Source organism: Paenibacillus sp. FW507-14B1B (assembly GCF_058781425.1).
The window spans coordinates 434,978-460,067 of sequence record NZ_JBYSWS010000001.1 but is presented as its reverse complement, the minus strand read 5'-3'; the positions used below and the strand labels follow the sequence as shown (position 1 = coordinate 460,067).

17 protein-coding genes are annotated in these 25,090 nt (G+C 38.9%); all 17 read left to right on the top strand.

Annotated features, from left to right (window positions below; all coding sequences use genetic code 11):
- The first annotated feature begins 177 nt into the window (after nucleotides 1-177).
- The 17 genes from AC3WJJ_RS02000 (at nucleotide 178) to AC3WJJ_RS01920 (ending at nucleotide 25,022) form a co-directional block, all read left to right on the top strand.
- Nucleotides 178-1,452, top strand: a complete 1,275-nt coding sequence (locus tag AC3WJJ_RS02000; protein ID WP_492537537.1) for an ABC transporter substrate-binding protein — start codon at nucleotides 178-180, stop codon at nucleotides 1,450-1,452.
- A gap of 106 nt (nucleotides 1,453-1,558) precedes the next feature.
- Nucleotides 1,559-2,428, top strand: a complete 870-nt coding sequence (locus tag AC3WJJ_RS01995) for a carbohydrate ABC transporter permease (RefSeq protein ID WP_492537535.1) — start codon at nucleotides 1,559-1,561, stop codon at nucleotides 2,426-2,428.
- A gap of 13 nt (nucleotides 2,429-2,441) precedes the next feature.
- A complete protein-coding gene (locus AC3WJJ_RS01990) occupies nucleotides 2,442-3,245 on the top strand; it encodes a carbohydrate ABC transporter permease (protein WP_492537534.1) in 804 nt (267 codons plus the stop codon).
- A gap of 55 nt (nucleotides 3,246-3,300) precedes the next feature.
- On the top strand, nucleotides 3,301-6,285 hold the full coding sequence (gene pgmB / locus AC3WJJ_RS01985; protein WP_492537532.1) for a beta-phosphoglucomutase: 2,985 nt from the start codon (nucleotides 3,301-3,303) through the stop codon (nucleotides 6,283-6,285).
- Nucleotides 6,286-6,316: 31 nt separating this feature from the next.
- Nucleotides 6,317-10,471, top strand: a complete 4,155-nt coding sequence (locus AC3WJJ_RS01980; RefSeq protein WP_492537530.1) for a discoidin domain-containing protein — start codon at nucleotides 6,317-6,319, stop codon at nucleotides 10,469-10,471.
- Between the two features lie 209 nt (nucleotides 10,472-10,680).
- Nucleotides 10,681-15,810 carry an MGH1-like glycoside hydrolase domain-containing protein gene (locus AC3WJJ_RS01975; protein ID WP_492537528.1) on the top strand — a complete coding sequence of 1,710 codons (5,130 nt, stop codon included), beginning with the start codon at nucleotides 10,681-10,683 and terminating at the stop codon, nucleotides 15,808-15,810.
- Nucleotides 15,811-16,215: 405 nt separating this feature from the next.
- On the top strand, nucleotides 16,216-16,638 hold the full coding sequence (locus AC3WJJ_RS01970) for a histidine phosphatase family protein (RefSeq protein WP_492537526.1): 423 nt from the start codon (nucleotides 16,216-16,218) through the stop codon (nucleotides 16,636-16,638).
- 157 nt (nucleotides 16,639-16,795) lie between these two features.
- A complete protein-coding gene (locus AC3WJJ_RS01965) occupies nucleotides 16,796-17,818 on the top strand; it encodes a DUF2332 domain-containing protein (RefSeq protein ID WP_492537524.1) in 1,023 nt (340 codons plus the stop codon).
- 454 nt (nucleotides 17,819-18,272) lie between these two features.
- Nucleotides 18,273-19,166: an aminoglycoside phosphotransferase family protein gene (locus tag AC3WJJ_RS01960; protein ID WP_492537522.1), complete on the top strand. Its 894-nt coding sequence runs from the start codon at nucleotides 18,273-18,275 to the stop codon at nucleotides 19,164-19,166.
- Nucleotides 19,167-19,343: 177 nt separating this feature from the next.
- Nucleotides 19,344-20,426, top strand: a complete 1,083-nt coding sequence (locus AC3WJJ_RS01955) for a nucleotidyltransferase domain-containing protein (protein ID WP_492537520.1) — start codon at nucleotides 19,344-19,346, stop codon at nucleotides 20,424-20,426.
- 76 nt (nucleotides 20,427-20,502) lie between these two features.
- Nucleotides 20,503-21,432 (top strand): DUF2268 domain-containing putative Zn-dependent protease, encoded by a 930-nt coding sequence (locus tag AC3WJJ_RS01950; protein ID WP_492537518.1) that lies wholly within the window; start codon nucleotides 20,503-20,505, stop codon nucleotides 21,430-21,432.
- Between the two features lie 234 nt (nucleotides 21,433-21,666).
- Nucleotides 21,667-22,026 (top strand): BlaI/MecI/CopY family transcriptional regulator, encoded by a 360-nt coding sequence (locus tag AC3WJJ_RS01945; RefSeq protein ID WP_492537516.1) that lies wholly within the window; start codon nucleotides 21,667-21,669, stop codon nucleotides 22,024-22,026.
- A 9-nt stretch (nucleotides 22,027-22,035) separates the two neighbouring features.
- Nucleotides 22,036-23,229: a M56 family metallopeptidase gene (locus AC3WJJ_RS01940; RefSeq protein WP_492537515.1), complete on the top strand. Its 1,194-nt coding sequence runs from the start codon at nucleotides 22,036-22,038 to the stop codon at nucleotides 23,227-23,229.
- Nucleotides 23,230-23,416: 187 nt separating this feature from the next.
- Nucleotides 23,417-23,638: a hypothetical protein gene (locus AC3WJJ_RS01935; RefSeq protein ID WP_422661252.1), complete on the top strand. Its 222-nt coding sequence runs from the start codon at nucleotides 23,417-23,419 to the stop codon at nucleotides 23,636-23,638.
- Between the two features lie 357 nt (nucleotides 23,639-23,995).
- Nucleotides 23,996-24,316, top strand: a complete 321-nt coding sequence (locus AC3WJJ_RS01930; RefSeq protein WP_492537512.1) for a GNAT family N-acetyltransferase — start codon at nucleotides 23,996-23,998, stop codon at nucleotides 24,314-24,316.
- 95 nt (nucleotides 24,317-24,411) lie between these two features.
- Complete coding sequence (locus AC3WJJ_RS01925; RefSeq protein WP_492537510.1) at nucleotides 24,412-24,693, top strand: lysophospholipid acyltransferase family protein; 282 nt, start codon at nucleotides 24,412-24,414, stop codon at nucleotides 24,691-24,693.
- On the top strand, nucleotides 24,663-25,022 hold the full coding sequence (locus AC3WJJ_RS01920; protein WP_492539546.1) for a lysophospholipid acyltransferase family protein: 360 nt from the start codon (nucleotides 24,663-24,665) through the stop codon (nucleotides 25,020-25,022). Before AC3WJJ_RS01925 ends, AC3WJJ_RS01920 begins: the two co-directional genes overlap by 31 nt.
- Nucleotides 25,023-25,090 lie beyond the last annotated feature (68 nt).

Sequence of the window (25,090 nt, the reverse complement as noted above, 5' to 3'; positions counted from 1 at the left end):
GCGAGTTTGTGAAATCAAAAGAATTCGGAATAAAACCAAAGAACTAGGAATTTTAGCGAGTCGTGCGAGATGATACCATTAACGTGTAAGGAAAAATATAGATTAAAGAGGGGCAGGGCAAATCACATGTTACCTAAGCGCAGAAGAGTATTGGCTAGTATGCTTGTTTCCGTTTTAATGTTGAGTTCTTTAGCAGCCTGCGGGGGCAAATCTACAAATGATGAAACGTCGAGTGGAGGGGGGACAACCAAGGGAACTCCTGTTAAATTAACATTCCTTCAAGGAAATCCTGAAATGGTTGAATGGTTTAACTCGGCGATCGAGGAATTTAACAAAAAGAATCCGGAAATCAAGGTTGTACAAGAGAATTCAAAGGAACCAGAGAACCTCTTAAAGGTCAAATTTGCTTCAGGAGACGTTCCTGATATTACGAATCGTCAACCTCAAGAATTTATTGATAAAGGCCTTTTCTTGGATCTGTCCGATGAGGCAGAGTGGTGGTCCCGTCTGACACCTGAAGCGAAGGAAGCAAGTTCGGATTTGAAGACTGGTAAGCAATTTAAAGTCGTAACTAACTTTATTAATGGCGGCATTTTCTATAACAAGTCCCTTTTTGCCAAACATAATCTTCAAGAAGCATTAACATGGGATGATTTCGAGAAAAATCTAAGAACCATTAAAGAACAGGATCCATCTGTTGTTCCGTTTTATCTCAGTGGAAAAGACGCTTGGACTATTGCTCATCTAGGAAACTTGATGGCTGAAGGTGTTGAGAAACAGAAGGTTGGTAACCTTGAATTTAAGAAGGCAAGTCTGAATAACGATGCGAATGTTCTTAAATTTGATGAAGCAGGCGGACCACTTGAGATACTAGCAGGACATTTATTGGATATGCAAAAAGAAGGATTGATCAATAAAAATATCCTTTCAGATACATATGACCAACAGATCGATGCAATCGCAAATGGTAAAGCAGCCATTATTAGTCAGGGTATGTGGGCTCTTGGGGATATTCTTAATAAAAATCCCGAAATTGTAAATGATCTTGGCTTTAGTCCATATCCAAGCATTGTAGAGGGCACAAAACCAACCGTATTGAATGCAGACGATCAAGCTTATTCTATTCCAGCAGGCTCCAAGCATGTGGAAGAGGCCAAGAAATTCTTGGACTTCCTATTTGAAGCAGAGAATCAAAAGTCATTTAGTGAAACACGTAAAGCTCCAAGTGCCTTTACCGATGTAGAAGCAGATTGGGCACCTATTAAAGATCAAGTTAGTGAGGCTTTAGCTAAAGCAGCGAATGTGGATTGGGATATTCGCCCCATTGGATTTGATAATAATGAGCAAGGACAATTGTATCAAGAATTATTGGTTGGCACATTTACTCCAGAACAATTTACACAAGAGTTTAAAAAGAGATGGGATAACGCTTGGAAGGCAATGAACAAGTAATAAATTTGAAGGTGTACGAGTGGCTTGAGATTTTATAAAATCTCAAGCCACTGTGGTTCAGAAGCTATTTTAAATTCTACATATAAAAAAGAGTTGGAGGGGAAACATGTCTACTATATCAAAAAACCTACACAAGTTTATGGCTGTTCCCGCAATACTGTTATTTATCCTATTTTTCCTTTATCCACTAAGTTACGGCATAGGTCTTAGTTTCACGGATTGGGATGGGCTTTCAGAATCGAAAAACTTTGTTGGAATTCAGAATTTTATTGATTTTTTCAAAGATGCACGTGCAATCGGAGATATAAAAAATACATTGCTATTCGGACTGGTAAGTCCACTTCTACTAAATATATTTGGATTTTTACTTGCATTATTACTAGACAAAGAAATTAAGGGGAAGAACTTTGCGAGAACCCTTATTTACCTACCAGCCATCATAAGTCCTCTTATTATGGGGTATGTGTGGTTAATGATCTTGCGTCCAGATAGTGGGTTTCTGTTCAATGTACTTCAAGCACTGCATTTAGAAAACTTATATTCTAATTGGCTCGTGGATCCTCATAAAGCGATGTGGGCTATCATCATTGTGAACTTGTGGCAGTTCATAGGTTATCCGATGATTATCTTCCTTGCAGGCCTGCAATCCATTCCATCCGAAATGTACGAAGCAGCCAAGATTGATGGAGCAACATCATTACAAACCGTACGATATATTACCATTCCACAGCTCATGCCGGCCATTCAGATTAATATTATTACTAATATTATTAATTCGCTGTCCGTATTTGAAATTATTGTGGCATTAACCAATGGAGGACCTGGATATTATACAGAGCCATTAAGTCTCTATATTTATCGAAACGCATTCGCAGGTTTAACCGGTTATTCCACATCGGTTGCGATGATATTATTTGTCATTATTCTTATCCCCGTCGCAATAGCTTTTAAATTTTTCAAATATGACAACAACTAGGAGGTGCAGAGCGGTGCGAATACTTAAATATGTAGTGATGATTCTCTTGGTTCTATTAGCAATTGTACCTTTTTATGTATTGATTATGACTGCGTTATCAAGCTCTCCTAGTGGTGGAGAAGGCATACTGGTAAGAGAGTTTCAATGGGATAACTTTGCTGAAGCATGGGTTCTATCAAATATGTCAAGTGCATTATTCAATTCCATTGTAATTACGTTTCTTGCAATCTTAGTATCTGTTCTATTCTCAGCGTCAGCATCCTTTGCAATCGTGAGAGTACCGTCCATATTTCATACGATTGTTTTCTTTGCCTTTATATTCAGCATGTTAATACCCGCTATTATCAATATTGTTCCTTTGTATACGTTTATGAGACAAATTCATGGAATTAATACGATTTGGGCTATGAGCTTATTGCTGGCAACAACCGCACTGCCATTGTCCGTATTTGTATATAGCAACTTCATTCGCAGTCTATCCAAAGAAATTGAAGAAGCTGCAATCATAGATGGCTGTTCATTGTTTACTGCCTTCTGGAGAGTAACATTCCCATTGTTACGGCCAGTGACGGCTACTGTTATTATTTTGACAGCCGTACCTGCTTGGAATAACTATACCCAGGCTATCTTTTTCTTGCAGGATAAATCCATGCAGACGATACCATTAGCCATTTCCAGCTTCTTCACAACCTATGGTGCCAATTGGAATATGATGGCTGCTGCCTCTGTTATAGGGATGCTGCCTACCGTACTTGTGTTCTTATTCTTACAAAGATCCTTTATCAAAGGCTTGACGGCAGGTGCAGTTAAAGGATAAATCATACTTTTTTGATTCAAGGTATCATTTCATAGCAGATGCGGAGGACACGAACATGATTAAAGATATACAAGACTATAAGGTCCTATATCCTTACGATGAATGGAAAATTATTGAGACCGAGTTTGCGTTAGAGAATAACTACCGGAATGAAACGATCTTTTCACTAGCCAATGGATATATGGGCATGCGGGGAACCTTTGAAGAAGGATATAATTTACCTCCCGATAAAGGACTTGAAGGCACTTTTATCAATGGGTTCTACGAAAGCGAAACGATTCGCTATGGTGAACTAGCATATGCCTATCCAGAAAAAACACAAACGATGTTGAATGTGACGAATGGAAAAATTGTAAAAATATTCATTTGCGGTGAAGAATTCAACATGTTAGAGGGGACATTAGAACACTACCAACGTGTATTAGATTTAAAGAAAGGCATCGTCGAAAGAAACGTAATCTGGGTATCTCCGAAAGGGAAAAAGATTCAAATCGCTACGAAAAGATTGATTTCCTTCACGAATAAACATCTAGCCGCGTTCCATTATGAAATTACTCCTTTGAATTTCGATGGAGAGATCAAGGTTGAATCACTCATGGATGGGAACGTGGAAAACTCGACAGAGAAGACAAATTCACGAATCGATTATGGGCCGTATGGCAGAGTATTAGTAGAGAAGAGTAGGACGTTACTAGAAGATATTAGTGCTTTGATTCAAAAGACGAAGAACACGCAGATGTCTCTGATTAGTGCAATTGATCTTCAATTTGAAGATATGAAAATATTAAAAAATAGTGCTGACATCAGTTTAAAGGATCGACTAGGCAAGTGTTACAGGTTGGATTCAAAAACAGGTGAGACGATTCGTTTCACCAAACACTTGGTCAATATCAGTTCGAATGAAGTTGATGAGGATCAGTTGTTCAGAAGGGCACACGAAATACTTATCGATGCTAAGACAAGAACATTTTATGCACTAGAAGAAGAACAACAAGCGTATATGGACCAATTTTGGGATCGGACAGATATCGAGATCAAAGGAGATCTGGCGCTACAGCAAGGAATCCGCTTTAATATGTTCCATTTATTGCAGTCTTCCGGAAGAGATGGAAAGACGAGTATGGGGGCAAAGGGACTTTCTGGTGAAGGGTATGAAGGTCATGTGTTCTGGGACACAGAAATGTATGGATTACCTTTCTTCACCTATAACAATCCTGAAATTGCTAAGAGTTTGCTTGAATACCGATATAATAAATTGCCTCAAGCACGAGCGCGAGCGCGGGAGCTATCTATTACAAAAGGTGCCTGCTATCCGTGGAGAACGATTAACGGCCAAGAAGCATCCGCTTATTATCCGGCAGGAACAGCCCAGTTTCATATCAATGCGGATATTGCATTTGCTGTACAGAAGTACATCGATGCTACAGATGATCATGAATTCACTCTTCAAATGGGTGCCGAAATTTTAATTGAAACAGCAAGGTTCTGGCATGAATTTGGTGCCTACATCCCAACAAAGGGAAATCAATTTTGTATTAATGGTGTAACGGGACCTGATGAATTTACAGTGCTCGCAGATAATAATTTCTTTACTAATTTGTTAGCACGTGAAAATATGTGGAATGCTTATAACGTAGCAGCATGGATGAGAGAGAATTATCCGAACCAATATAAGAAACTTGCTGAGAAAATCGGACTTGAACCGGATGAATCAGATGCATGGAAACAGGCAGCGGACAACATGTATCTTCCTTACAGTGAGGAATTAGATATATTCCCGCAGGACGATGGTTTCTTATATAAACAGCCCTGGGATATTACAAATACACCAACGGACAAATATCCGCTATTGGATCATCATCACCCACTGGTCGTATATCGCCATCAGGTATCCAAACAAGCGGATCTCATACTAGCATTGTGTCTATTAAGCCATCAATTTACGAAAGAAGAATTGAAACGAAATTTTGATTTTTATGAAAAAGTTACAGTGCATGAATCATCGTTGTCAGCATGTATCTTTAGTATCGTAGCTAGTCAAATTGGCTATTACGACAAGAGCTATGAGTATTTTATGACCACTTCACGACTCGACTTGGATGATTATCATCGAAATGTTCATGCCGGTATTCATACGGCCAATATGGCAGGGACCTGGATGTGTATTGTACACGGATTTGCTGGTATGCAGACTCACGACAATATGCTGAGCTTCTCACCATATTTACCGGAGGGATGGGATGAATATACCTTTAAAATTAATTATAAAGGTAGACTGATAAAGGTCGTTACGAATCGTAGAGGTACACACTATGAGCTCCTCTCGGGATTAGAGATCGAGATTATTCATCAAGGAAATAAAATGCTCTTACAACCAAAATCGGATATTCAAGCAGTCATTTTTGACTTGGATGGCGTCATTGTAGATACAGCAAAATATCATTATTTGGCATGGGAACGACTGGCCGATCAATTAGGGTTTGAATTTACGGAGAGAGATAATGAACGTTTAAAAGGCATCAGCCGAATGAGTTCATTAGAGATTTTGCTTGAAATCGGAAATCTTCAATTTAGTGATGATGAAAAGCTGCATATGGCACAATTAAAGAATGATTGGTATGTGGAGTATATCACCCAGCTAAAGGAGACTGAAATCCTACCTGGAGTTAAAGATTTCATCCTACAGTTAAGAGGACAAGGATTGAAGACCGCGATTGGGTCAGCGAGTAAAAATACGACTATGATCTTAGATAATCTTCAAATCTCGGAATTATTTGATGCTGTTGTAGATGGTAGCAAAGCATTACAGGCGAAACCAGATCCGGAAGTGTTCTTGCTTGCAGCAAAGGAATTGGGAGTAGATCCTTCAGCCTGTATCGTATTTGAGGATTCATTCGCTGGTATTGAAGCGGCGAAGTCTGCCGGTATGTATGCGATCGGAATTGGTGATTCAAATATTCTATTTAATACTGACACGGTATTAGAAAGCTTTACACAGATTAAAACAGATCTTAAATATATTCTTGAGTTCACTTCATAAGCCATAAATCTATTGATTGGAGGACGGAAAAATGAAACAAAAACAAAAGTCATCGATTGCTTCATTGTTATCATTACTCATCTTCATTCAACTTGTAATACCTACAGCTTCAGCGGGGGCCTCTTCCACTTCGGAAGATCCTTCCCCGAGAAATGAACGTGTGGCTAGTCAAAATGTCGTTAGCTCAATATCTAAGGTTACGAATCTTACCTCTGTGAATTTGTCAGAAGTAGGGGATTTGGATTGGCGTTCTATCGCAACTACGCAGCCACCCATTGATTATGATGTGAAAAAACCTGGAACATCCCTGATTCAGTTATCGGAAACGCTTGGCGCAAATGGTACTAGTCAAATGCTTGAGGACGGGTTATTTAAATTCTCGTCTTCGGCTAATGAAAATAATCTGTCCAATGTGCAAAAGGCTCGCTCGAATTCAGGAAATGGTGCAACATTTACAATTACCGTTCCTGCATCCCAAAAAGAGCGTGAACTCAAAATCTATCTTGGTGCGAACCAAGGGACGATTCAAATGACCGCAGCATTGGGAGCCCAAAGCTATAAGCTCGATGAATTTAAGACAGCTAATAATGAAAGCGGTATCTATACCATTAAGTATACGGGTGATGATCAGCAAGACTTAGTTGTTACAGGAACACTATCGACTGCGAATGCTTCAGGATATTTCATGTTAGGAGCCATCGCGCTATCGCAAGCTCCAGACCCTGGTGTGAACTTGGCTCTGGGCAAGCAAGCTACCAGTTCATCGAATTCAGAAAGCCCTGAATTTACAGCGAATAAAATGCTGGACGGAAATTACAATACACGTTTCTCCACCAAACAAGCAGGACAAGTAACGATTGACTTGGGTAAGACTTATAAATTAAATCAAGTCGTCGTGTATTGGGAAGCTGCATATAGCTCTAACTTTACGATTCAAGTATCAAAAGATAATTCAACCTGGACAACAGTGGATTCCGTCTCAGGTAAATCCGATTACGCTCCGACCTATCATAACTTTGCGCAGAATGAAGCACGTTACGTTAAGATTGCACCAACGAATAATTCAAACGGATACAGTATTTTCGAAGTGGAAGTCTATAACTTGTTAACTATATCTGATTCCAATCAGATTATGGGCATTACATCGAATAAAGGAACACTTTTACCTACTTTTAATCGCAATGTTAAAGAATACGAAATCACCGTCGGTTCTGATACGGAATCGATTGCATTACAAGCTAAAATAAAAGGAGGAAATACGCAGCTTGTAAATATTGCCGGGCAAGTTGTAGCAAGCGATCAAGCGGCCACAATTCCTCTCAAAAAAGGACTTAATGAAGTAAAGATTATTTCTACGGATTCAATCGACTCTAGCATTCAAGAAACCTATAAGGTAAGTATCTATCGATTGGATTATAATTTTGGATCCCAGACTTATAAGAATGTTATTCAGGCAGCAAAAGCTGAGAACGGAAGTAACTTCAAAGTAACTTCGTCCAAATCATCGTTCTGGTCACCACTGGCTCAAATAGCGGATGGGAATCGGTACAGTATTGCCCAACCTAACTTAGGCGCAAATACGCCTTGGGATGCCAAGATTAATTTAGGAAGTAAATATATTGTAGACCAGGTTAAGTTCTTCTCCAATCGGGGCAGCTTTCTGGATGCCTATGATATCCAGCTTTCAACAGATGGGTCGACTTGGAAGACCGTGGCTGCTGAAACAGCAGGTAACGGAGAGAATAAGACCTATCGCTTTGCACCTACTACGGCACAATATATTCAAGTTGTAGGTAAAAAAGCTGTCGGTTACTCTTCAATCAGTGAAATTGAAATGTATGGTGTTAACGTATCCATGGAGAGCATTATCAACTCACTATCTGGATATAAGATCAATAGAGGGGATCGTATTTTTGATATAAATGTTCCTGACGGATACCGTATTTCGATTATCTCGTCATCTAACCCGAGCGTAATTGCAAAGACGGGTGAAATCACACCTAAGAAAAATCAAATCCAATCATCAAAATTAAAATTCTCGGTTCAAGAAATATCAAGTGGTGTCACGCAAACATCCAATGAGATCGAATACACCGTTCCTGCGTTAGTGGATTTAGTTAGTATCAAGGAATTATCGAAATCTACTGTAGAATATGGAAACTCGCTCTCGTATGTACTGGAGAAGGTTCTTCCTGCAACGGCAATCGTCACTTTAAGTGATAACAGCAGCGAAGCTTTCAGTATAAACTGGAACCCGGATTCCACACCTGTTTATGAGGGGACAAAGCCTGGAAAGTATGTATTTACCGGGAAGGTTATCCTGCCGGCAGGGGTATCCAATGACAATAACATACCGTTAACAGTCTCAAATGAGGTTACCTTAAAGGATGCAGCAGCTAATTCAATCGTTGTAAGCCCAGGAAATCAGGTATTGCCTGTCCCTCAATCGGGAACAACCAAGCGAAGATTTTCAGCAAAAATAAATAACACATCTACCAAATATACGAATGTAACTTGGAGTGTTAACAGCAATAAAAACTATATCAGTATTGATCAAGACGGTTTGTTGACGATACGCCCTAGTACAGAAATGATGCCAGGCGAAAGCTATGATCTTATTGTTAAAGCGAAGGATAACAATAGTGACGTGTTTGGAACCATTCCGGTTAAGATTTTATTTACCAAGAACTCGCAGTCAGAACCTAGCAATCTGAACAAAGATGGTTATACACTATATTATGCAACTGAATTCAATGATAATGACATTGATCGCAAAGCATGGTCTGATTATTACCTTAGACAGTGGGCTACGAATGGAGATGCACAGGCCCAGGCCAATTACAGCTTTGAAGACGGCTCAATTGTACTCAAGATTGATGAAGATACGAAGCCGTGGAGTCCACTTGATGGCAAAGTCATGACCTCCAGTATTGTATCGTATGAAAAACCTGGATTGCACAAATTCGGGAATAATAAATATGAGGATAGCCGAAACATTCCAACCTTTGATGGAGCAGCCACGACCAAATATGGTTATTTTGAAATGAGAGCCAAAATGCCAACAGCAACGGACGGAAGTCACGTCGCCTGGTGGATGGTTGGTAACCAGGAAGATCAGAATATCTATGATACGGGCACGGCCTATGTTTCTAATCAGGTCAGTGAAATTGATATTAATGAAAGTCCATTTGGGACGATTCAAGCTAACAAGTGGTTCTCTACCTACCATCAGTGGGGCAGTGATGCAAGTGCAACATCATCTAATCCATCAGATGGATATGTACCTACAGGACTGAATGCAGGATCTAGACTCGATAACGAATTCCATAATTACGGGATGGAATGGGATGAGAATGGTCTGAAATTCTATTTTGATGGTAAATTAATCAGAACGATTTCAGTCCAACTGGATCACCGTCTTGAAACTCTTTTAGGTCTTTATACAAATTCATGGGGCGGGCAGGATGCTGGAATCTATCCGAAAGAATTGGCTATTGATTATTTCAGGATCTACAAGAAAAATGATTCTGTCGGAAAAATCAATGATATCTTCTTTGACCTCACTACAGTTCCACAGAAGCTGCAGAAGCCAACCGCTGGAAATACAACAAAAATGAAAATTACTGCTACACCTGTTGATTCCTTGCACAAACCAGTTAATAACGCAGAATTGGAGTGGTATTTTGCTTCCGATATACCTTTTAAGAAGGAAACTACGGTAAATGGTGCAACAATTGATCGGAAGACGGGAGAAGTCACCATTACAGATCAGATTGCAGCAGGTACTGTGCTAAGAGTTAGTGCGAAAGCAAAAGATAATATTCGCATTCGTCAATCCTATAGAGTCATTGTAGAAAACAAAGCAACTTCAATCCCGACAAGCATTTTCTTTAAGAATGCTAAGAATATAAATACGATACCTGTACCCACTGCCACGACTGAATTGCAATTGGAAGCGACACTGTATGATCAATATATGAAACCTATGCAAGCGACTATGGAGTATTCACTCGTGAAAGATACACCTGGATTGAAGCTTGCTACACCGACAGGAGTAACCCTTACCAATAATGGGAAATTGATTATTCAGTCGAACGCTAATCCAGGAGAAGTATTCTATGTTCATGCAAAGAATGGAGTGATTTCGAATAACTATATCGTTGAACTGGTAGAGATTAAAAATTAGCAAATATGAATGAATTGCAGTAATTACTAGAGCTCTGGGTATGATGGATGTATTTATTGATGGAATGGATGAATGTTTAATACCCCACTGTTTTTTTATCAGTGGGGTTAATTTTAACAAAGTAATTATTCACAAAAATTAGAGCAGTTTTGGAGTGATACATACCGTTAACTTTATTGGAACTTAATAATATTATCTAGGAGGTAATTATGTTGTTATTTAAAAAGATAATGTCATTTTTGATTGTATTAAACATGATAAGTTTGTTTTTGTTACCGGTTGTTGTACTAGGAGCTCCTGAAACGCTTCCCGAAAGCGGATACAAAATTGATATGGATCTTATACCTAAAGTTTACCTGGGTGAGCATAAGGATTGGGAACGATTATATGATGAAGCATGGCAGTTTCATAAGAATAACATTAGAAATAACAAATCGAATATAACGGGGATAAGTGATTATTGGGTAGATGAGGCTTTTGACAACAATCTTTATCAGTGGGATACATTGTTTATGATGTTGTTTAACAAGTATGGTTACCAACAGTTCCCTACATTACCTTCTATGAATAATTTTTACCGTGGGCAATTTGATTCTAATGGTACGACAGAAGGAGACAAACAAAATGGATTTATTTCAAGGATAATTAATGAAACGAACGGGAGACCACAGTATAAGTATGATAACGCCGATGCCATCAATCCGCCTTTGTTCGGATGGGCGGAGTGGGAGCAATACTTGTTGCATAATGACAAGGAGCGATTCACACAGCCGTTGACTTCATACATGTCATCTTCCATTCAGAATGTACCGAGTAATGTTGTAAGCCCTGTATCCAAAACTGTTTTGCAACGCATGATTGATTACTTTGAATTTATTAAGAGGAATCGTACATATACAAACGGAGTAGGGAAGGATCTATTTTACTCGGCAGGACAAGCCAACGGTTTGGATAATACGCCGAATCAGGATTGGGGAGCTAAAAGGGAGGTTTATAACGATATTAGCATACAGATGGTGCAATATGCAGATAGTATATCGAAAATTGCAGCTGAAGTAGGCGACACAGCAAACGCATACAAATATGCGGGAGAGCGTGACCGTATAAGCGCACTGATCAACTCGACGCTGTGGGATGAAACGGATGGTTTTTACTACAATTATGACAGAAGCAAAGGGACACTAACGAAAATAAAGACGCCGACTGGGCTTTGGGCTATGACGGCGGGAGTTGCGTCGACGAAACAGGCTGAAAGGCTTGTTCAATCTATGTTGAACTCCGAGGAATTGTTTCGTCCTAATGGTCTTTCAACGGTAGCTTATAATTATTCTTCATTTAAACCTACCGGTGGTTACTGGAATGGTGCCGTTTGGGCCCCTACTTCTTATCAAGCGCTAGACGGTCTGAAAAAGTATGGATATGAAGACTTGGCTTTCCAAATGGCTATACAGCATCTTAACGCTTTTAGTGAAGTGTATAAGCAAGGTGCCTATGATCGAAATGGAAATTTCCTACATACTCTTTGGGAAAACTATTCCTCCGAATATACATTACCAGGCTCAACGGAATTTTCCGATAATGAAGCTTCGAGAAAGGACTTTGTAGGTTGGACGGGTGCGATTCCGATTGCGTCACTTATTGAGTATATTCTTGGTATTGATGTTAATACGCCGAAGAATACGATTAACTGGAGCATACGACTTCTAGAAGAGCATGGTATGGACGGTCTTGTCTTCGGTAACCCAGCTAATCAATCGGATAACATTGTATCCTTGAGGGCAGCAGCAAGAAATAGTGGGACGTCCGGCACAACGATTACGGTCAATGCCCAAAAACCGTTCAAATTAAAAGTTAATATAAACGATGTAACGAGGACGTTTGATGTGAAAGCGGGAACCCAAATATTTAATGTTGATGGCATTGATGGAAATACTCCTTTTTTGAGTGCGGCAAAGCAGGAGTTGGACAATCAACAGGATCGAATTGATAGCATAATCCAAAGTAAAGACTTTGTCTTGTTTAGCGATAAAACAGATAACACGGTCGTTGATGGAATAAAGAACCGCTATGGTAAATCAAAAGAAGAAAGGCTAATTTACAACGTAAATACGATCGGCCACCGAAATGCGACGCTGAAGCCTGCTATCCAGATGGAGAACAGTATTGACGGGGTACAGCTATTTGAAATGGCTAAATCCGGATTAAATGAAGGTTTCATGGCGATGGCACCAGCAAATAACCGTTTACAAACCTTGAGACTGGTGTTAGGAGTGAAAAATGCGAAAGCGACTATGACCGCATCACTTAGTGACAGTTCGCAGCCTGACATGAACATGCAGCTTCGGGGAGGAGATAAGGAAGTCGAATACGTTATAGATGTTCCTTATAGAGCAGGATCCAAAGATAAGAATATACTAATTAAATATGTTATTGCGGAAAATGAGCCCGGTAAAAAAGGAGTAATTACATTAAAAGGCATTTCGCTTAATGATGGAGGACAAGAGTATGAGCAACCTTCAGATGCTCCGACAAATGTAACGGTTATACCGGGAGATAATAGTTTGACTGTTAATGCTGATATAAGCAATCAAGCTAATCTGGATGGTTACAAGATTCAACTAGGCTTAACTCCTTTTGATAAGATTAATGAATATAGTACGACAAGTTTACCTTTCACGATTAATGGGCTTGATAACCATACAAAATATTACGTGGCCATACAGGGTGTTAAAAATTCGATTGACGGTAACTTAAGCGAGTTTGTCTCAGGTGTTCCAGAAGAAGGAGGAGGGAAGGCAACACTAGAGGAAAAAGTAAATAGAGACTTAGTTACGATCTTACCGCAAATCTTAAATGGAAATTCTGATTTGGGCAATATTACAGATAAGCTTAAATTTGAATCTATTGAAGGACTGTTATACGGTAGTCAAGTGAAGGTAAGCTCGCTTACGACAAACGCTATAGATGTGAATGGAAATGTAATCAGATCTGTCGGAGCAAACGCGGATAAGAAGGCAATCATAGCGGTGCAGATTATTTTGGGGACATATACAACGACAAGGCAATTCATTGCTACTGTTAAATCTGTAGACCCTGCGGTAGAACCTTATGTTGCAGCTGATCTGATGGATTACTCTGAGAATATTAATTTAACCGAGCAGGGTGAGCTTGACTGGGTGCATTTCGATAGAATTACAGCATCTGACTTCCCAAGAAAGAAGAATGCCAATCAAATAGCAGATATTTCATTCAGTTCGGGCATGCCTGACGAGAATCCGAAAGATTATCCGAGGAAAGTATTGTACACAGATGGACAGACAAGCAATGGTGATGTTCCAATAGTTACGGAAAGCTCAAATCAGTCCATGTACTTTACTGGTATTTCTGGACAAAACAAGAAACTGGAATTCACGCTCCACGGAGACAACGAATTGAGAGATGCCAGAATTTATTTAGGATCGTGGAATAGTATGGTGCGAATTCAGGCGACCTCATCAAATGATCCTAGCAAGATCTATTATTCAAATACGTTTGGTAAAAATAGTTCCGCGGGTGTATTAGTGAAGGAATTAGTAATTAAGTATCAGCTTCCGAAAAATGACAAGCTCAAGGTAACAATATCCGTAGATAATGGGCAGAAGGCATTTATCCAGGCGATCACACTGAGAAATGCCTTAATAGAGAAGGAGAAGAACGTTAATGTAGTAGCTGCTCCCGCTCAGGCCGATCTTACAATTGAAGGCTCAAAGGACTGGGCTCATTTTAACAATAAGACACCGGATGCTTATGAGAGAAAAAATATTATGTCTAGTTACATTACAGACTTCACCACGCTTACGGGGACAACAATTGAAAAGGTGGCCACAGATACTGCAACAAATTTCACCTATTCAGATGCCACGGGACGTAATTATACGGAAACCAGTGGGAATAGCAAAGGTTTGGTGGCACAGAGAACGGGAGGAGGTTTTCAATTTACGCTTCCGTATTCTTCAGCCAAACAATCCGCCAAAATATTTGCTGGTTCTTGGGCATCAACGATTTCGGCGGAGTTATATATTACGGAGGATGGCAAGCCTGATGAATTGTACGATAAAGTCGAATTTGGAAAGAATACTACGACAAATGGTGCCGAAAGTTATATTGTACAACTTAATTATCAATTAGATCATCCAGGACAAAAGTTAAAGGTTAAAATGTATAACAAGCAATTGTATGATTCAACGTACGGCAATATGTCGCTTCAGGCTATAACATTGCGTGAAGATACTAGTTACACCTATAGTAGCTTACATGCTTCAGCCGGAGAAGGTGGTACGATTACGCCAAATGGTGTTCTGAGCGTAATCAGAAATACCTCTCAGCCATTCATCATCGAACCATTACCAGGATATCAACTCGATAAGCTGTATGTAAATGATACAGAAGTATTGGGGTTTAATGGATTAGTCTTTGATGTAACGGCAACTAGCGATAATATGAAAATCCATGCATCATTTAAACAGAAGACTTTTAAGGTAACAACAATGGCAGGTAGCGGTGGAACGATAACAGCAGATAAGAACGAAGTAGAAAAGGATGGAAGTGTTAATATTACGGTAACACCTGATAAAAACTATGACATCTTAGACGTATTGGTCAATAGTAAGCCTGTCAAGTTAAACTTGCAGAACCAATACACTTTTAACGGAGTAAGAACAAATGTCGTCGTCTCGGCTGCGTTTAAAAAAAGTTCACAGACCGAAGTTACATCAGGAGTGCTTTCCGCTAAAGAAGAGATAGAAGTAGGTGAACAGTTTGTAGTTGTTTACGGATTGAAGAATACTCAGGATCCGGTTTACGGGCAGGATGTGACCTTTATGTACGACTCAGAAAAGCTGAGGTTAGTCACCTATAAAGCCTCAAGCGAGGGCTTTCAAATTGTGCATAAAAAAGATGATACGCCTGGAATACTTCGTGTCATTTCTGCTGGTATGGGGAGTGGGGTTACGAACGGCGATAATATCATTCTGACCTTCGAGGCGCTGGCAGCTGTCGAAGCACCGGGCACGACGATACAGGCGATGGATAGCGTGATTGCAAACGGTGTAGGGTTGGAACAGGCATTGGAAGACGCTACGTTAAGTGTAGTGGTAAACAAAGCGTCTGTTGGGCTTCCGGGTGATGTTAACCAGGACGGAAAACATTCCATTGGTGACCTTGCAATGATCGCCGCTGCATATGGCAAGAGATCAACGGATGTCGACTGGGAGAAGTACAGTAAGCTTGACGTCAATAAGGACAATGTTATCAATATTGAAGACTTGGCCTTTGTGGCATCGAAAATTTTGAGTAACTAATTGGCCAACAATACGAGGGCGTCTAATCATTTTGATTAGACGCCCTTTTATTGAACTAGGGGCAAGATGATTAGCATTATCAATGTGAAATGAGGCATTTGATGTTAGATGCTCATCCGTTATAGGCCCGCTTCCAATCTCCTAAAAATAATGCTCTTGAAATCGTCATACATCAACTTAGCGATGGGAAAAATTAAACCGTCGTCAACTCTCTTGTGTATCACATCTTCGTAAATTTATATTAGGAATGACCCAATATAGATTCTAGATGAGACTTAAAATAAAGTCTCATTCCTTTACGTTGTTAATTTTACCAAGAGTCCTTTTAAAAAAACTAACGGGCAGGATAGATCAAGACAACCGTAGAAATACCTAATATCGTATTTGATGTTAGGAGGACGGAAAATGGAATTCATATATATACGTCACGGTCATGGAGAACATCTCAATGATTATCCAAATCGGTTGAATACGCTACATCCTGGTCTTACAGAGTACGGCAAGTTTCAAGTAACACAGCTACGAAATGAAATTAGGATTAATCCTGAAGATCTAGTGCTTGTAAGTCCAACTATACGTACTATTGAGACGGCAACTATTTTGAAAAATAGTAAAGACTTCATTATTTCACCATTTGTAGGTCCGCGTATGTTTCCTCAGAACCCCGAACTTCCCTTTTTTGCATGTGATCACATCCTATCTAAAACTGAAATCACAACTCGATATGGAAATATTGGGTTTCTTGATTTCGACTTGGATTGCTGGACAGAAGGAATAAATATGATCGAACAAGTTATTTTTGAAGGATATGCTAAGCAGGATCAGTGAAAGCTATAAAAGAATATTCATCATTTCACATGATGGTACAATTACGAATTATCGGATATTCCTTGGAGAAGAAGGATTGACCAGAGAAGATTTTCTCGGTGAGGCTGGGGTATATCGAATGAAAATATAATATTTTAAGGCTAGGGTGGTGGATGTGTTGGATATCCAAGTTCTATCGGAACGTTTTAGGATTTTTGCAGAAAGAGAGTGTAAAAACTCTAGTCGGCTTTATGAACATCTTGCAGCGAACATAGCAAATGACTTGGACTTGCTTACATTAGCCGCACACTCCAAATCGGGTCAACCCGTACCCAACCTCTTACTGGGGGCAGTTCATTATTTGCTTTTAAGTGGGGTAGAACATGAAGTAGGCGCGTATTATGCCACCATAGCAGACCAACCCAAGGAAGCTTCAGGAGCAATATTTTATTTCAAGGATTTTTGTATACAGAACGAAAACAAGATTATTCAACTTTTAGAAAGTAAACGTGTCCAAACGAATGAAGTTAGACGTTGTGCCTATTTGTATCCCAGCTTTTGTCACATCTATAGGATATCAAAGAAGTCGCTGACTCTAATAGAATTGGGAACAAGTGCGGGTCTGCAACTTCTATGGGACCAATATACCTACTCTTATAATTCCAGCCAAAAATACGGATCTAAACATTCGACGTTAGAGCTACGTGCAGAAATTAAAGGAGATAGGTCTCCATTTTTGTTTGAGCATAGTCCACCTGTCACACGCAGAATCGGATTAGACTTACACGTTAATAACCTAAACAATTCCGAAGATTATCTTTGGCTAAAAGCACTGATTTGGCCAGAACACAAGGAACGTAATACGTATTTTGAAAAAGCAGCTGATTACTTAAAAAGCCAGCCCATTGAACTGATTGAAGGAGACGGGATATCCATTCTTCCAGAAATTATCCCTACTATTTCTCAGGATTCATCCATTTGTATTTTTCATACCCATGTGGCCAACCAGATACCGGCAGATTCTAAGAATAAACTAAGTGCGCAAATTCAGTCATTGGGTAATGAACGAGAAGTATTTCATCTCTATAATAATATGTGGGACCCTGACCTTCATCTTGATTACTATATTAATGGAACTGAACACCGTGAAACGCTAGCAGAAACAGACGGACACGGTCGTTGGTTTAAGTGGAAATTATGAGATAAAATCCGAATACAAATAATCCGAATCCTACGATAAAATGAATACTTCTTACCATCCACCATGGTAATATTCTTAATAATAGTCCCACAAACAAGCCAAATAATATACTACCGATTACACTGATTATTGCCCCAAAGATCCAACCTATAAAAGTATCGGATGAAATGTTTAAGAAACTAGGCAGTACGATTGAATCAGTAACCTTTCGATTCTTATGGACTTCTTTAGTAGTATAAAAGCCGAACCCAATTGCTATAACAGCGACTACCCAACAAAGGAATACCAAGAACATTGTTCCTCCCAAAATCATTCATTAATAGATATTAATAGATATATTAGCTATCCTAGTATAACTACCCCCACATTCTCACGTCTAATTCCATATTATTGAAAAAACGCTGTCTTCAAATCTAATTGAGGCACTAATATAGTAATAAGGAGAATTTCATTCATGGCTATCGAGTCTAAGCTACAGGAACTTTTTCACGATCCTATCGAGAGGATCACATCTCTAGATCCAGGTTATTCTGGGCATGCCAGTGATGTATGGTTAGTCAAAACTGCTCGAGATGAGTACGTCGTACGTTCATCCAGAATGACTGAGGCGCCAAGCCGAGAGTTTTGGTGGGGCTGTTACGATTTATTTGGTATCGACCCGAGACAAATGCGACATTTCGAGAAAAATGCTGCGATGCTCAGCTCCATTTTGGACATTCGGGTACCTCAGGTATATTCGCGAACTGTTATCGATAACAAGGAGTATCTCGTTGTCGAGAAGATGAATGGTGAGACACTTCGGGCATTCATTGGGCAATCTCATGCGCTTCTTCATCAGTTAGGTATGTGGCTAGCCCAAGTCCATTTAAATCGTTACGATTACTTCGGAAACCTTTCATCTGGCCAAATTGACAGAAAAGATTCCTTCCACGTCCACATGTCCCAAACGATCCAGCATCTTGTCGAGCGCGATTATAAGCATGATCGTAAGATCCAGGCGCAGGTAGATGATATTATCAGTCAGCATATTGATCTACCTGTACCGGAACACTTTTGCCCCGTGTTTATTGATCTGGACCCGTCACAGTTCTTAATCGAAGACGGTATGTTGTCAGCGGTCGTCGATGTTGAAGCTTATGCTATAGGCCCGCGCGAATTTGATTTTGTAGGACTAGAGTATGTGCTCGATGGGACATCTGCAGCTTCTTTCCTTGAAGGTTACTCGAAGATCCTAGCTCCCCCTGATATATCGAAGTATCGCAAGGTGTACCGTTATTTTTACCGCTTGTTAGGAGTACAAGGTTCTGTTGATTTGGATCAATGGTATGCGCAGCGTGCAATATTCTGACGGCCAAATGTTCAACTAACTAATGAAATCCGCTAATCGTCATATCGACGGTTTAGCGGATTTTGTGCAAAGATGATTTAAAACAAATTATACATATCAATAACACCTCTAAATCGATAGACTCAAGCTATGGTTGTTGAAATGAATGCGGCCGGCTTATGTGAAGGGGTGTAACAAATGAACGAAATTATAAAGAGCAAGCTATTGGACAAAAATGAACAACTAATCAATATGGTAATCGAACGCGTAAAGAGAGATTTTCTAGACGATATCGCAATTATCGGGCTTACAGGTTCATTTAACACGGGAGATTTTCATGAAAAGAGTGATCTTGATTTAATTATCATAAATAATACAGATAGGGGATGGGGGATATCCAGTTGCTTCATCTTAGATGACATTGGATATGACATCTATTGCACACCATGGGATACAAGAATATACGCTCAGTCCTCCTTGGAGAGTCCCAATGTATCAAGCTTAACCGATCTCAAAATACTCTATTATGCAAAGCCTGAGGATTTAGAAAAGCTGAACGAATTCAGGCAAAATGCTCTTGATGCACTCTCGAATCCAATTGGAGAAGCGTGTCTTAATCGAGCAAAGACATGGATCGATCTGGCTAAGCAGGGATACAGCGATACAATGCTGGGTAATGATATCGGATCGGTACGATGTGCATCTGCCGGTGTTTTGTACAATCTAGTTAATGCCTTGGTCAGCATGAATAACATGTGTATTAAACGAGGAATCAAGCGATACTTGGAAGAAATATGTTCGTATCGCTATGTTCCAGATGATATTGAATCTGTATACATGTCAGTTATCGAAGCTCGTACCATTGAAGATATCCGAATAGCATCTTTTAATATGTTGAATAGCGTTACGAAGTTGTATAGCACAATGTGTGATAACTTTATTGTTAAACCTGTTCCGACCTTTGATAATCTGAAGGGAACCTACGAAGAATTATGGTGCAACTACCGTAATAAAATCTTGAACAGTGTTAATACGAACGATGCTTCCTATGCCTTTCTTTCAGCTTTTGGAGCACAAGAATATCTTGATGAAATGGCTGCGGAGAAAGGAACCAAGAAATTTGATCTTATGCGGGACTTTGATGCAAGTAATTTACCCGTTTTGAAAGAAAAGTTCCTTGAAATGATGGATGAATATGTAGACCAATATGGTAAGGTCGGTAGAGAAGTCGAACGATTTACAACCTTCGAGCAACTATATGCTCATTATATGAATATATAGGGTTTACCAAAGTTCTTGACTCTGACGTTAGGTCATAGTTCATACTTCTCACTATAAACGACAAGGAGTGAGAGAGATGAATATACAATCACTGCGTTCAGATCACATTTATCAAAAAGTTGCCGAAGCTTCACCCGAAGAAAAGCTTGAATTATTTAGAAACGAAATGATGGCTCCTTTTATGAAACAATGGCAGATTCAACAGATCCCTTTTAGAGCGGAAGCGGCGAATGGTTTTGACGTTATTACGTTTAATAGTATGATGCATCGATCCCCTGATCAGATAACCCCACAGATTTCGTCTGAGATCGGTCTGATTTCGTCTGAATCATTTTGGTTAGAGTGTGAGCGTACTGTGAAGAAGAGTCTGCTTCTTTTTGAAGAACATGATATTAACCTCCCGGTCTCCGATTATTTGTTTACCATTCAATTAGGGAATCCGGAAAGCCGTGTCTTAGTAATAAACGAAGGATATAGCGGTTTTGGGGGCATTCCCGGGTTTATCTGGGGTACACTCTTGCCAAATGAGTACACCATTCCTCGGATGAAGGTTGCTCTGGCGCACGAATGTAACCATAATGTGAGATATCAATTTATTCAGTGGGATCATAGCGTTAATTTGGGTGAACTCATTGTAAGTGAAGGATTAGCTGAAAACTTTGCTGCGTTCATGTTTGGAGAAGAATTCCTCGGTCCTTGGGTAATAAATACAAGTGCAGAAACACTTAACACACGTATTAAGCCCGTGCTCCGAGAGCAATTGCAATTAACGGGGTTTGATCAAATTGCCCCGTATCTTTACGGTGACGAGATCGCCGAACTTCAGAACTTTAAACCGGTCAATATGCCTTACAGCGCTGGTTACGCTTGCGGATATTACTTAATCCAATATTACTTAAGAAAAACAGGTAGAACGATCTTCGAGGCAACAATAACACCTGCGGATCAAATTCTAGATGAATTAAAAGGATTTTGGGATGAAGATACCATAATTCATGGCTTGTGATAAAGAGTTAGAGGCAAAATTACGGCAGTCGGTCACATGATCGATTGCCGTTTTTTTATATACCCGCATGATTGCAGAAGATTTGTAAATGATGCGGTCATTTAACTAGGGGAGAACTCAATACAACCTGAATATTTTTAGACTACCACAATAGTCTTGACAATCACAGACTATCGGAGTAGTATTCGTGTATAGATTATTGCAATAGTCTACAAATCAAAGGAGTACGCGCGTATGGAAATTAAATTATTTGATTCAGAATTACAAGTTATGAATATTCTGTGGGAAGAAGGGGATCTGACAGCCAAAGAACTTTCACAAAAGTTAAATGAAAAAATCGGTTGGAATAAAAATACTACTTATACGGTAATAAAAAAATGTATCAAAAAAGGAGCAATTGAAAGAATTGAACCGAACTTTATTTGTCATCCTTTAATTGCGAAAGAACAAATTCAAGAACAAGAAACAAGCGAATTGATTGACAAAATGTTTAATGGTTCAACATCTTTATTATTTGCATCTTTATTAGATCAAAAAAAATTATCATCTAGTGATATTTCTAAATTAAAACAGATTGTTAAAGATTTTGAATAAGGATATACCATGAATATTATACAAATGAGCTTAGACGCTTCGGTCCTACTTATTGGTGTAATGTTAATTAGGTTGTTGTTTATGAATAAGATACCAAAGGTAACATTATTAATTCTTTGGGGAATAGTTGCATTAAAACTTATCGTTCCCTATTCTTTTTATTCAAAACTTAATTTTCTTCCATTAATTCAAAGTCTATTTTCTAATATCACGAACACACAAGGTTCAGATCTTATAAAAGAGGTCATTAAGGTTCCACAAGAATCCAATACGGTATATAGTCATTTTTCACTTGCTATACAGAGTGACTTCGTCTTATCAATATGGTTCATTGGTGCAATCACGATCTTAGTATTCTTTATAATACTTTATGTTAGGACTTATAAAGAATTTCAAACTGCTATCCCAGTTAAAGATAATTCTTATCTTAATGAATGGCTACGAAAAAATAAGTTAAAAAGAACGGTTCAAATCTCTGTATCAGATAGAATAACAACGCCTTGTACATACAAACTGTTTAAACCAGTGATTATTTTTCCTAAATCATTCGATTGGAACGATGAGAAAAACCTTCAATTTATTTTAGCCCACGAATACGTTCACATCAAAAGATGGGATGTATTATGGAAAGTCATATTGACGGTCATTGTAGCTTTGCACTGGTTTAATCCACTAGTATGGGTTATGTACTATATCGTAAATAGAGATATTGAATTATCTTGTGACGAGAAAGTAATTCGACAATTTGGAGATGAAACAAAATCAGAATATGCTTTATCTCTAATAAATATGGCTGAGAAAAGTCAAAAAATGACCTCGCTTTGCAATAATTTTAGTAAAAATGGAATCGAAGAAAGGATTGTATCTATTATGAAATTAAAGAAAACATCGATTTTGGGAGTAGCATTAGCAAGTACATTAGTTGTAGGAGGCATTACTATTTTTGCTACAACTGGACAAGCTTCAGAAGCACCAAAAATTGAAATAAACCAGCTAGATGGTAATAAAGTTTCGAAACAAGAGAAGAACGGACAAAGTGAAGTTGTAATTAATGATAAAGAAGTAGATTTAGTGAGAAACAGCCAGAGAAAAGTTGAAATCAACGGTAAAGAAGTGAAAAACAATGTTGATACTATAGTTCTCAAAAAGACAGATGAGGGTATAGAAATTGAAGGAGAAAGATTTATCTATAAAGATAAATAAGTTAATTCGTAGGAAGACAAAAATTGTAACATCAGAAGCCGCTGATTAAGCGGCTTTTTTATATTTATGTTGATCAAGAGCCACCTGTTCAATAGAGTTTGAAACTTTAGTGAAATCGCTGCTGATTAAATAATTGAAGGAAGTTTCCGAATCGATGTCGAACTGTGTTGTCGAGGGAGGTGATGTAATGTTTGTAATTGAAAAGTATTTTCTGAAGAGTGGTGGGGTTATTGAAGTTGTAGTTAAAACTGACTTGTCTCTGGAAGACCATCAAGAAGATACACTGCAAACGATTCTTGATCCAGAGATTGGCGCACTTCAAATTGCTAGTGCCAGTGCTAATGACAAATCTTATTATTTGATCCTTACTGATGAAATTGCAGCATATAAAGTAGTAAAAGCACCTTAACCGGTGTTTTTTTTATTTGGATTCATGATGCTGAGATTAAGGGTCGTTTGTTTAGTTAACCAGGGATGTAAGGCAGAAAGAACGAAATTTTAATACCTATTTATGGTAATGTGTATGTACTGATACTTTTTTCAAAGATACTTTGTGAGGGGTGTTATGAATGAGCGAATTAAACACCGTATATATCGAAACAAAAAGGCTGGTCGTCAGAACTCGAAAACGATTTCGAGCCATTTACAAAGCTTTTAGATTTGTACCATGGTTGGAAATTGCAGAAGCCAAGAGCAAAAGAATTTTTTAACTGGCACCTTTCTAATTATAAGAAGATGGATATTATAACTGGAACATTATGCTTAGGTGTTTTTGAAAAAGAAACAGGTGAAATTCGCTGCAATAGAACATGATGATCTAAAAGAACCTGAATTTGGCTACGGAATCCTCCCGTGTGCAAGAGAGAAAGGGTACGCTAAAGAGGCAGCAAAAGGAACTTTTAAATGGATAGAGGAGATGTACGATATTCCATATATCATTGGAACTGTTGCAATCGACAACATTCCGTCTCAAAAGGTTCTTGAACACTGCGGTTTCAAGCTTATTAATGAGCAAAATTTGTTGATTCATATGATGAATGAGAGGCATGATTTTAAGTATTATCGGTATTACTTTGAAATTTCTTGAGTTTGAGGAGAACAACAATGAAGAATAGAGATATAACAGGTATTAATGCCCTTCTGGTGCAGCTCCTAATGCACCGTCGGTAAAGGAGAACAAACATGTATGCAATAGCAAGTCGGTTAGTTCAAGTCTTTCTTTTTTTTGCCTTTAAGCGGACATACATCAATAAGGAGGTACTCCCAAAGACGGGTGGATATATTCTTGCAGGAAGGCATATTTCTTGGCTAGATGTAGTGTCCTATGGAGTTGCGGTTTTGCCGCGTCAAATCCATTTCATGGGAAAGGAAGAGCTGTTTGCTAATAAAGCAGTTGCGTGGCTTTTGTCTCGAATTAAACGCTTTTCCAGTAAATCGAGACCATCCAGGTCCCCAGTTCTATAAAAATCCCCAGTAAACTACTGCAGGAAGGCGAGATATTCGGGATTTTCCCTTCCGGAACGCGCAAGCATAATAATGCGATGAAACTAGGTGTAACAACGATCGCGCTCAGAAGTAAAGCACCAATTATTCCTGCCGTGTATATAGGTCCAGAACGATTTTCATGGCGTTTCTTGATAAGTAGACCTAAAGTGACCATTATTTTTGGTGAAGCGATTGATTCTTCAACAGCATCATCCGACGACAACCAAGATGAGAGAGATGTAAGACTTCGACTATTGCAGGACATTGATGACACTTTCCAGGATCTGTTGAATAAAGTTAGGAATTAAGGAGGGGCTAATACCTAAGTGAAGATAAGACCAATACGAGGTATCGAATATATGCCACACGCGTTCAA

Excerpts from the sequence above, each read along its gene's own strand:
- AC3WJJ_RS02000 (WP_492537537.1), top strand. The coding sequence starts at position 178 with ATGTTGAGTTCTTTAGCAGCCTGCGGGGGCAAATCTACAAATGATGAA.
- AC3WJJ_RS01995 (WP_492537535.1), top strand. The coding sequence starts at position 1,559 with ATGTCTACTATATCAAAAAACCTACACAAGTTTATGGCTGTTCCCGCA.
- pgmB (WP_492537532.1), top strand. The coding sequence starts at position 3,301 with ATGATTAAAGATATACAAGACTATAAGGTCCTATATCCTTACGATGAA.
- AC3WJJ_RS01980 (WP_492537530.1), top strand. The coding sequence starts at position 6,317 with ATGAAACAAAAACAAAAGTCATCGATTGCTTCATTGTTATCATTACTC.
- AC3WJJ_RS01975 (WP_492537528.1), top strand. The coding sequence starts at position 10,681 with ATGTTGTTATTTAAAAAGATAATGTCATTTTTGATTGTATTAAACATG.
- AC3WJJ_RS01970 (WP_492537526.1), top strand. The coding sequence starts at position 16,216 with ATGGAATTCATATATATACGTCACGGTCATGGAGAACATCTCAATGAT.
- AC3WJJ_RS01960 (WP_492537522.1), top strand. The coding sequence starts at position 18,273 with ATGGCTATCGAGTCTAAGCTACAGGAACTTTTTCACGATCCTATCGAG.
- AC3WJJ_RS01955 (WP_492537520.1), top strand. The coding sequence starts at position 19,344 with ATGAACGAAATTATAAAGAGCAAGCTATTGGACAAAAATGAACAACTA.
- AC3WJJ_RS01950 (WP_492537518.1), top strand. The coding sequence starts at position 20,503 with ATGAATATACAATCACTGCGTTCAGATCACATTTATCAAAAAGTTGCC.
- AC3WJJ_RS01945 (WP_492537516.1), top strand. The coding sequence starts at position 21,667 with ATGGAAATTAAATTATTTGATTCAGAATTACAAGTTATGAATATTCTG.
- AC3WJJ_RS01940 (WP_492537515.1), top strand. The coding sequence starts at position 22,036 with ATGAATATTATACAAATGAGCTTAGACGCTTCGGTCCTACTTATTGGT.
- AC3WJJ_RS01935 (WP_422661252.1), top strand. The coding sequence starts at position 23,417 with ATGTTTGTAATTGAAAAGTATTTTCTGAAGAGTGGTGGGGTTATTGAA.
- AC3WJJ_RS01925 (WP_492537510.1), top strand. The coding sequence starts at position 24,412 with ATGTATGCAATAGCAAGTCGGTTAGTTCAAGTCTTTCTTTTTTTTGCC.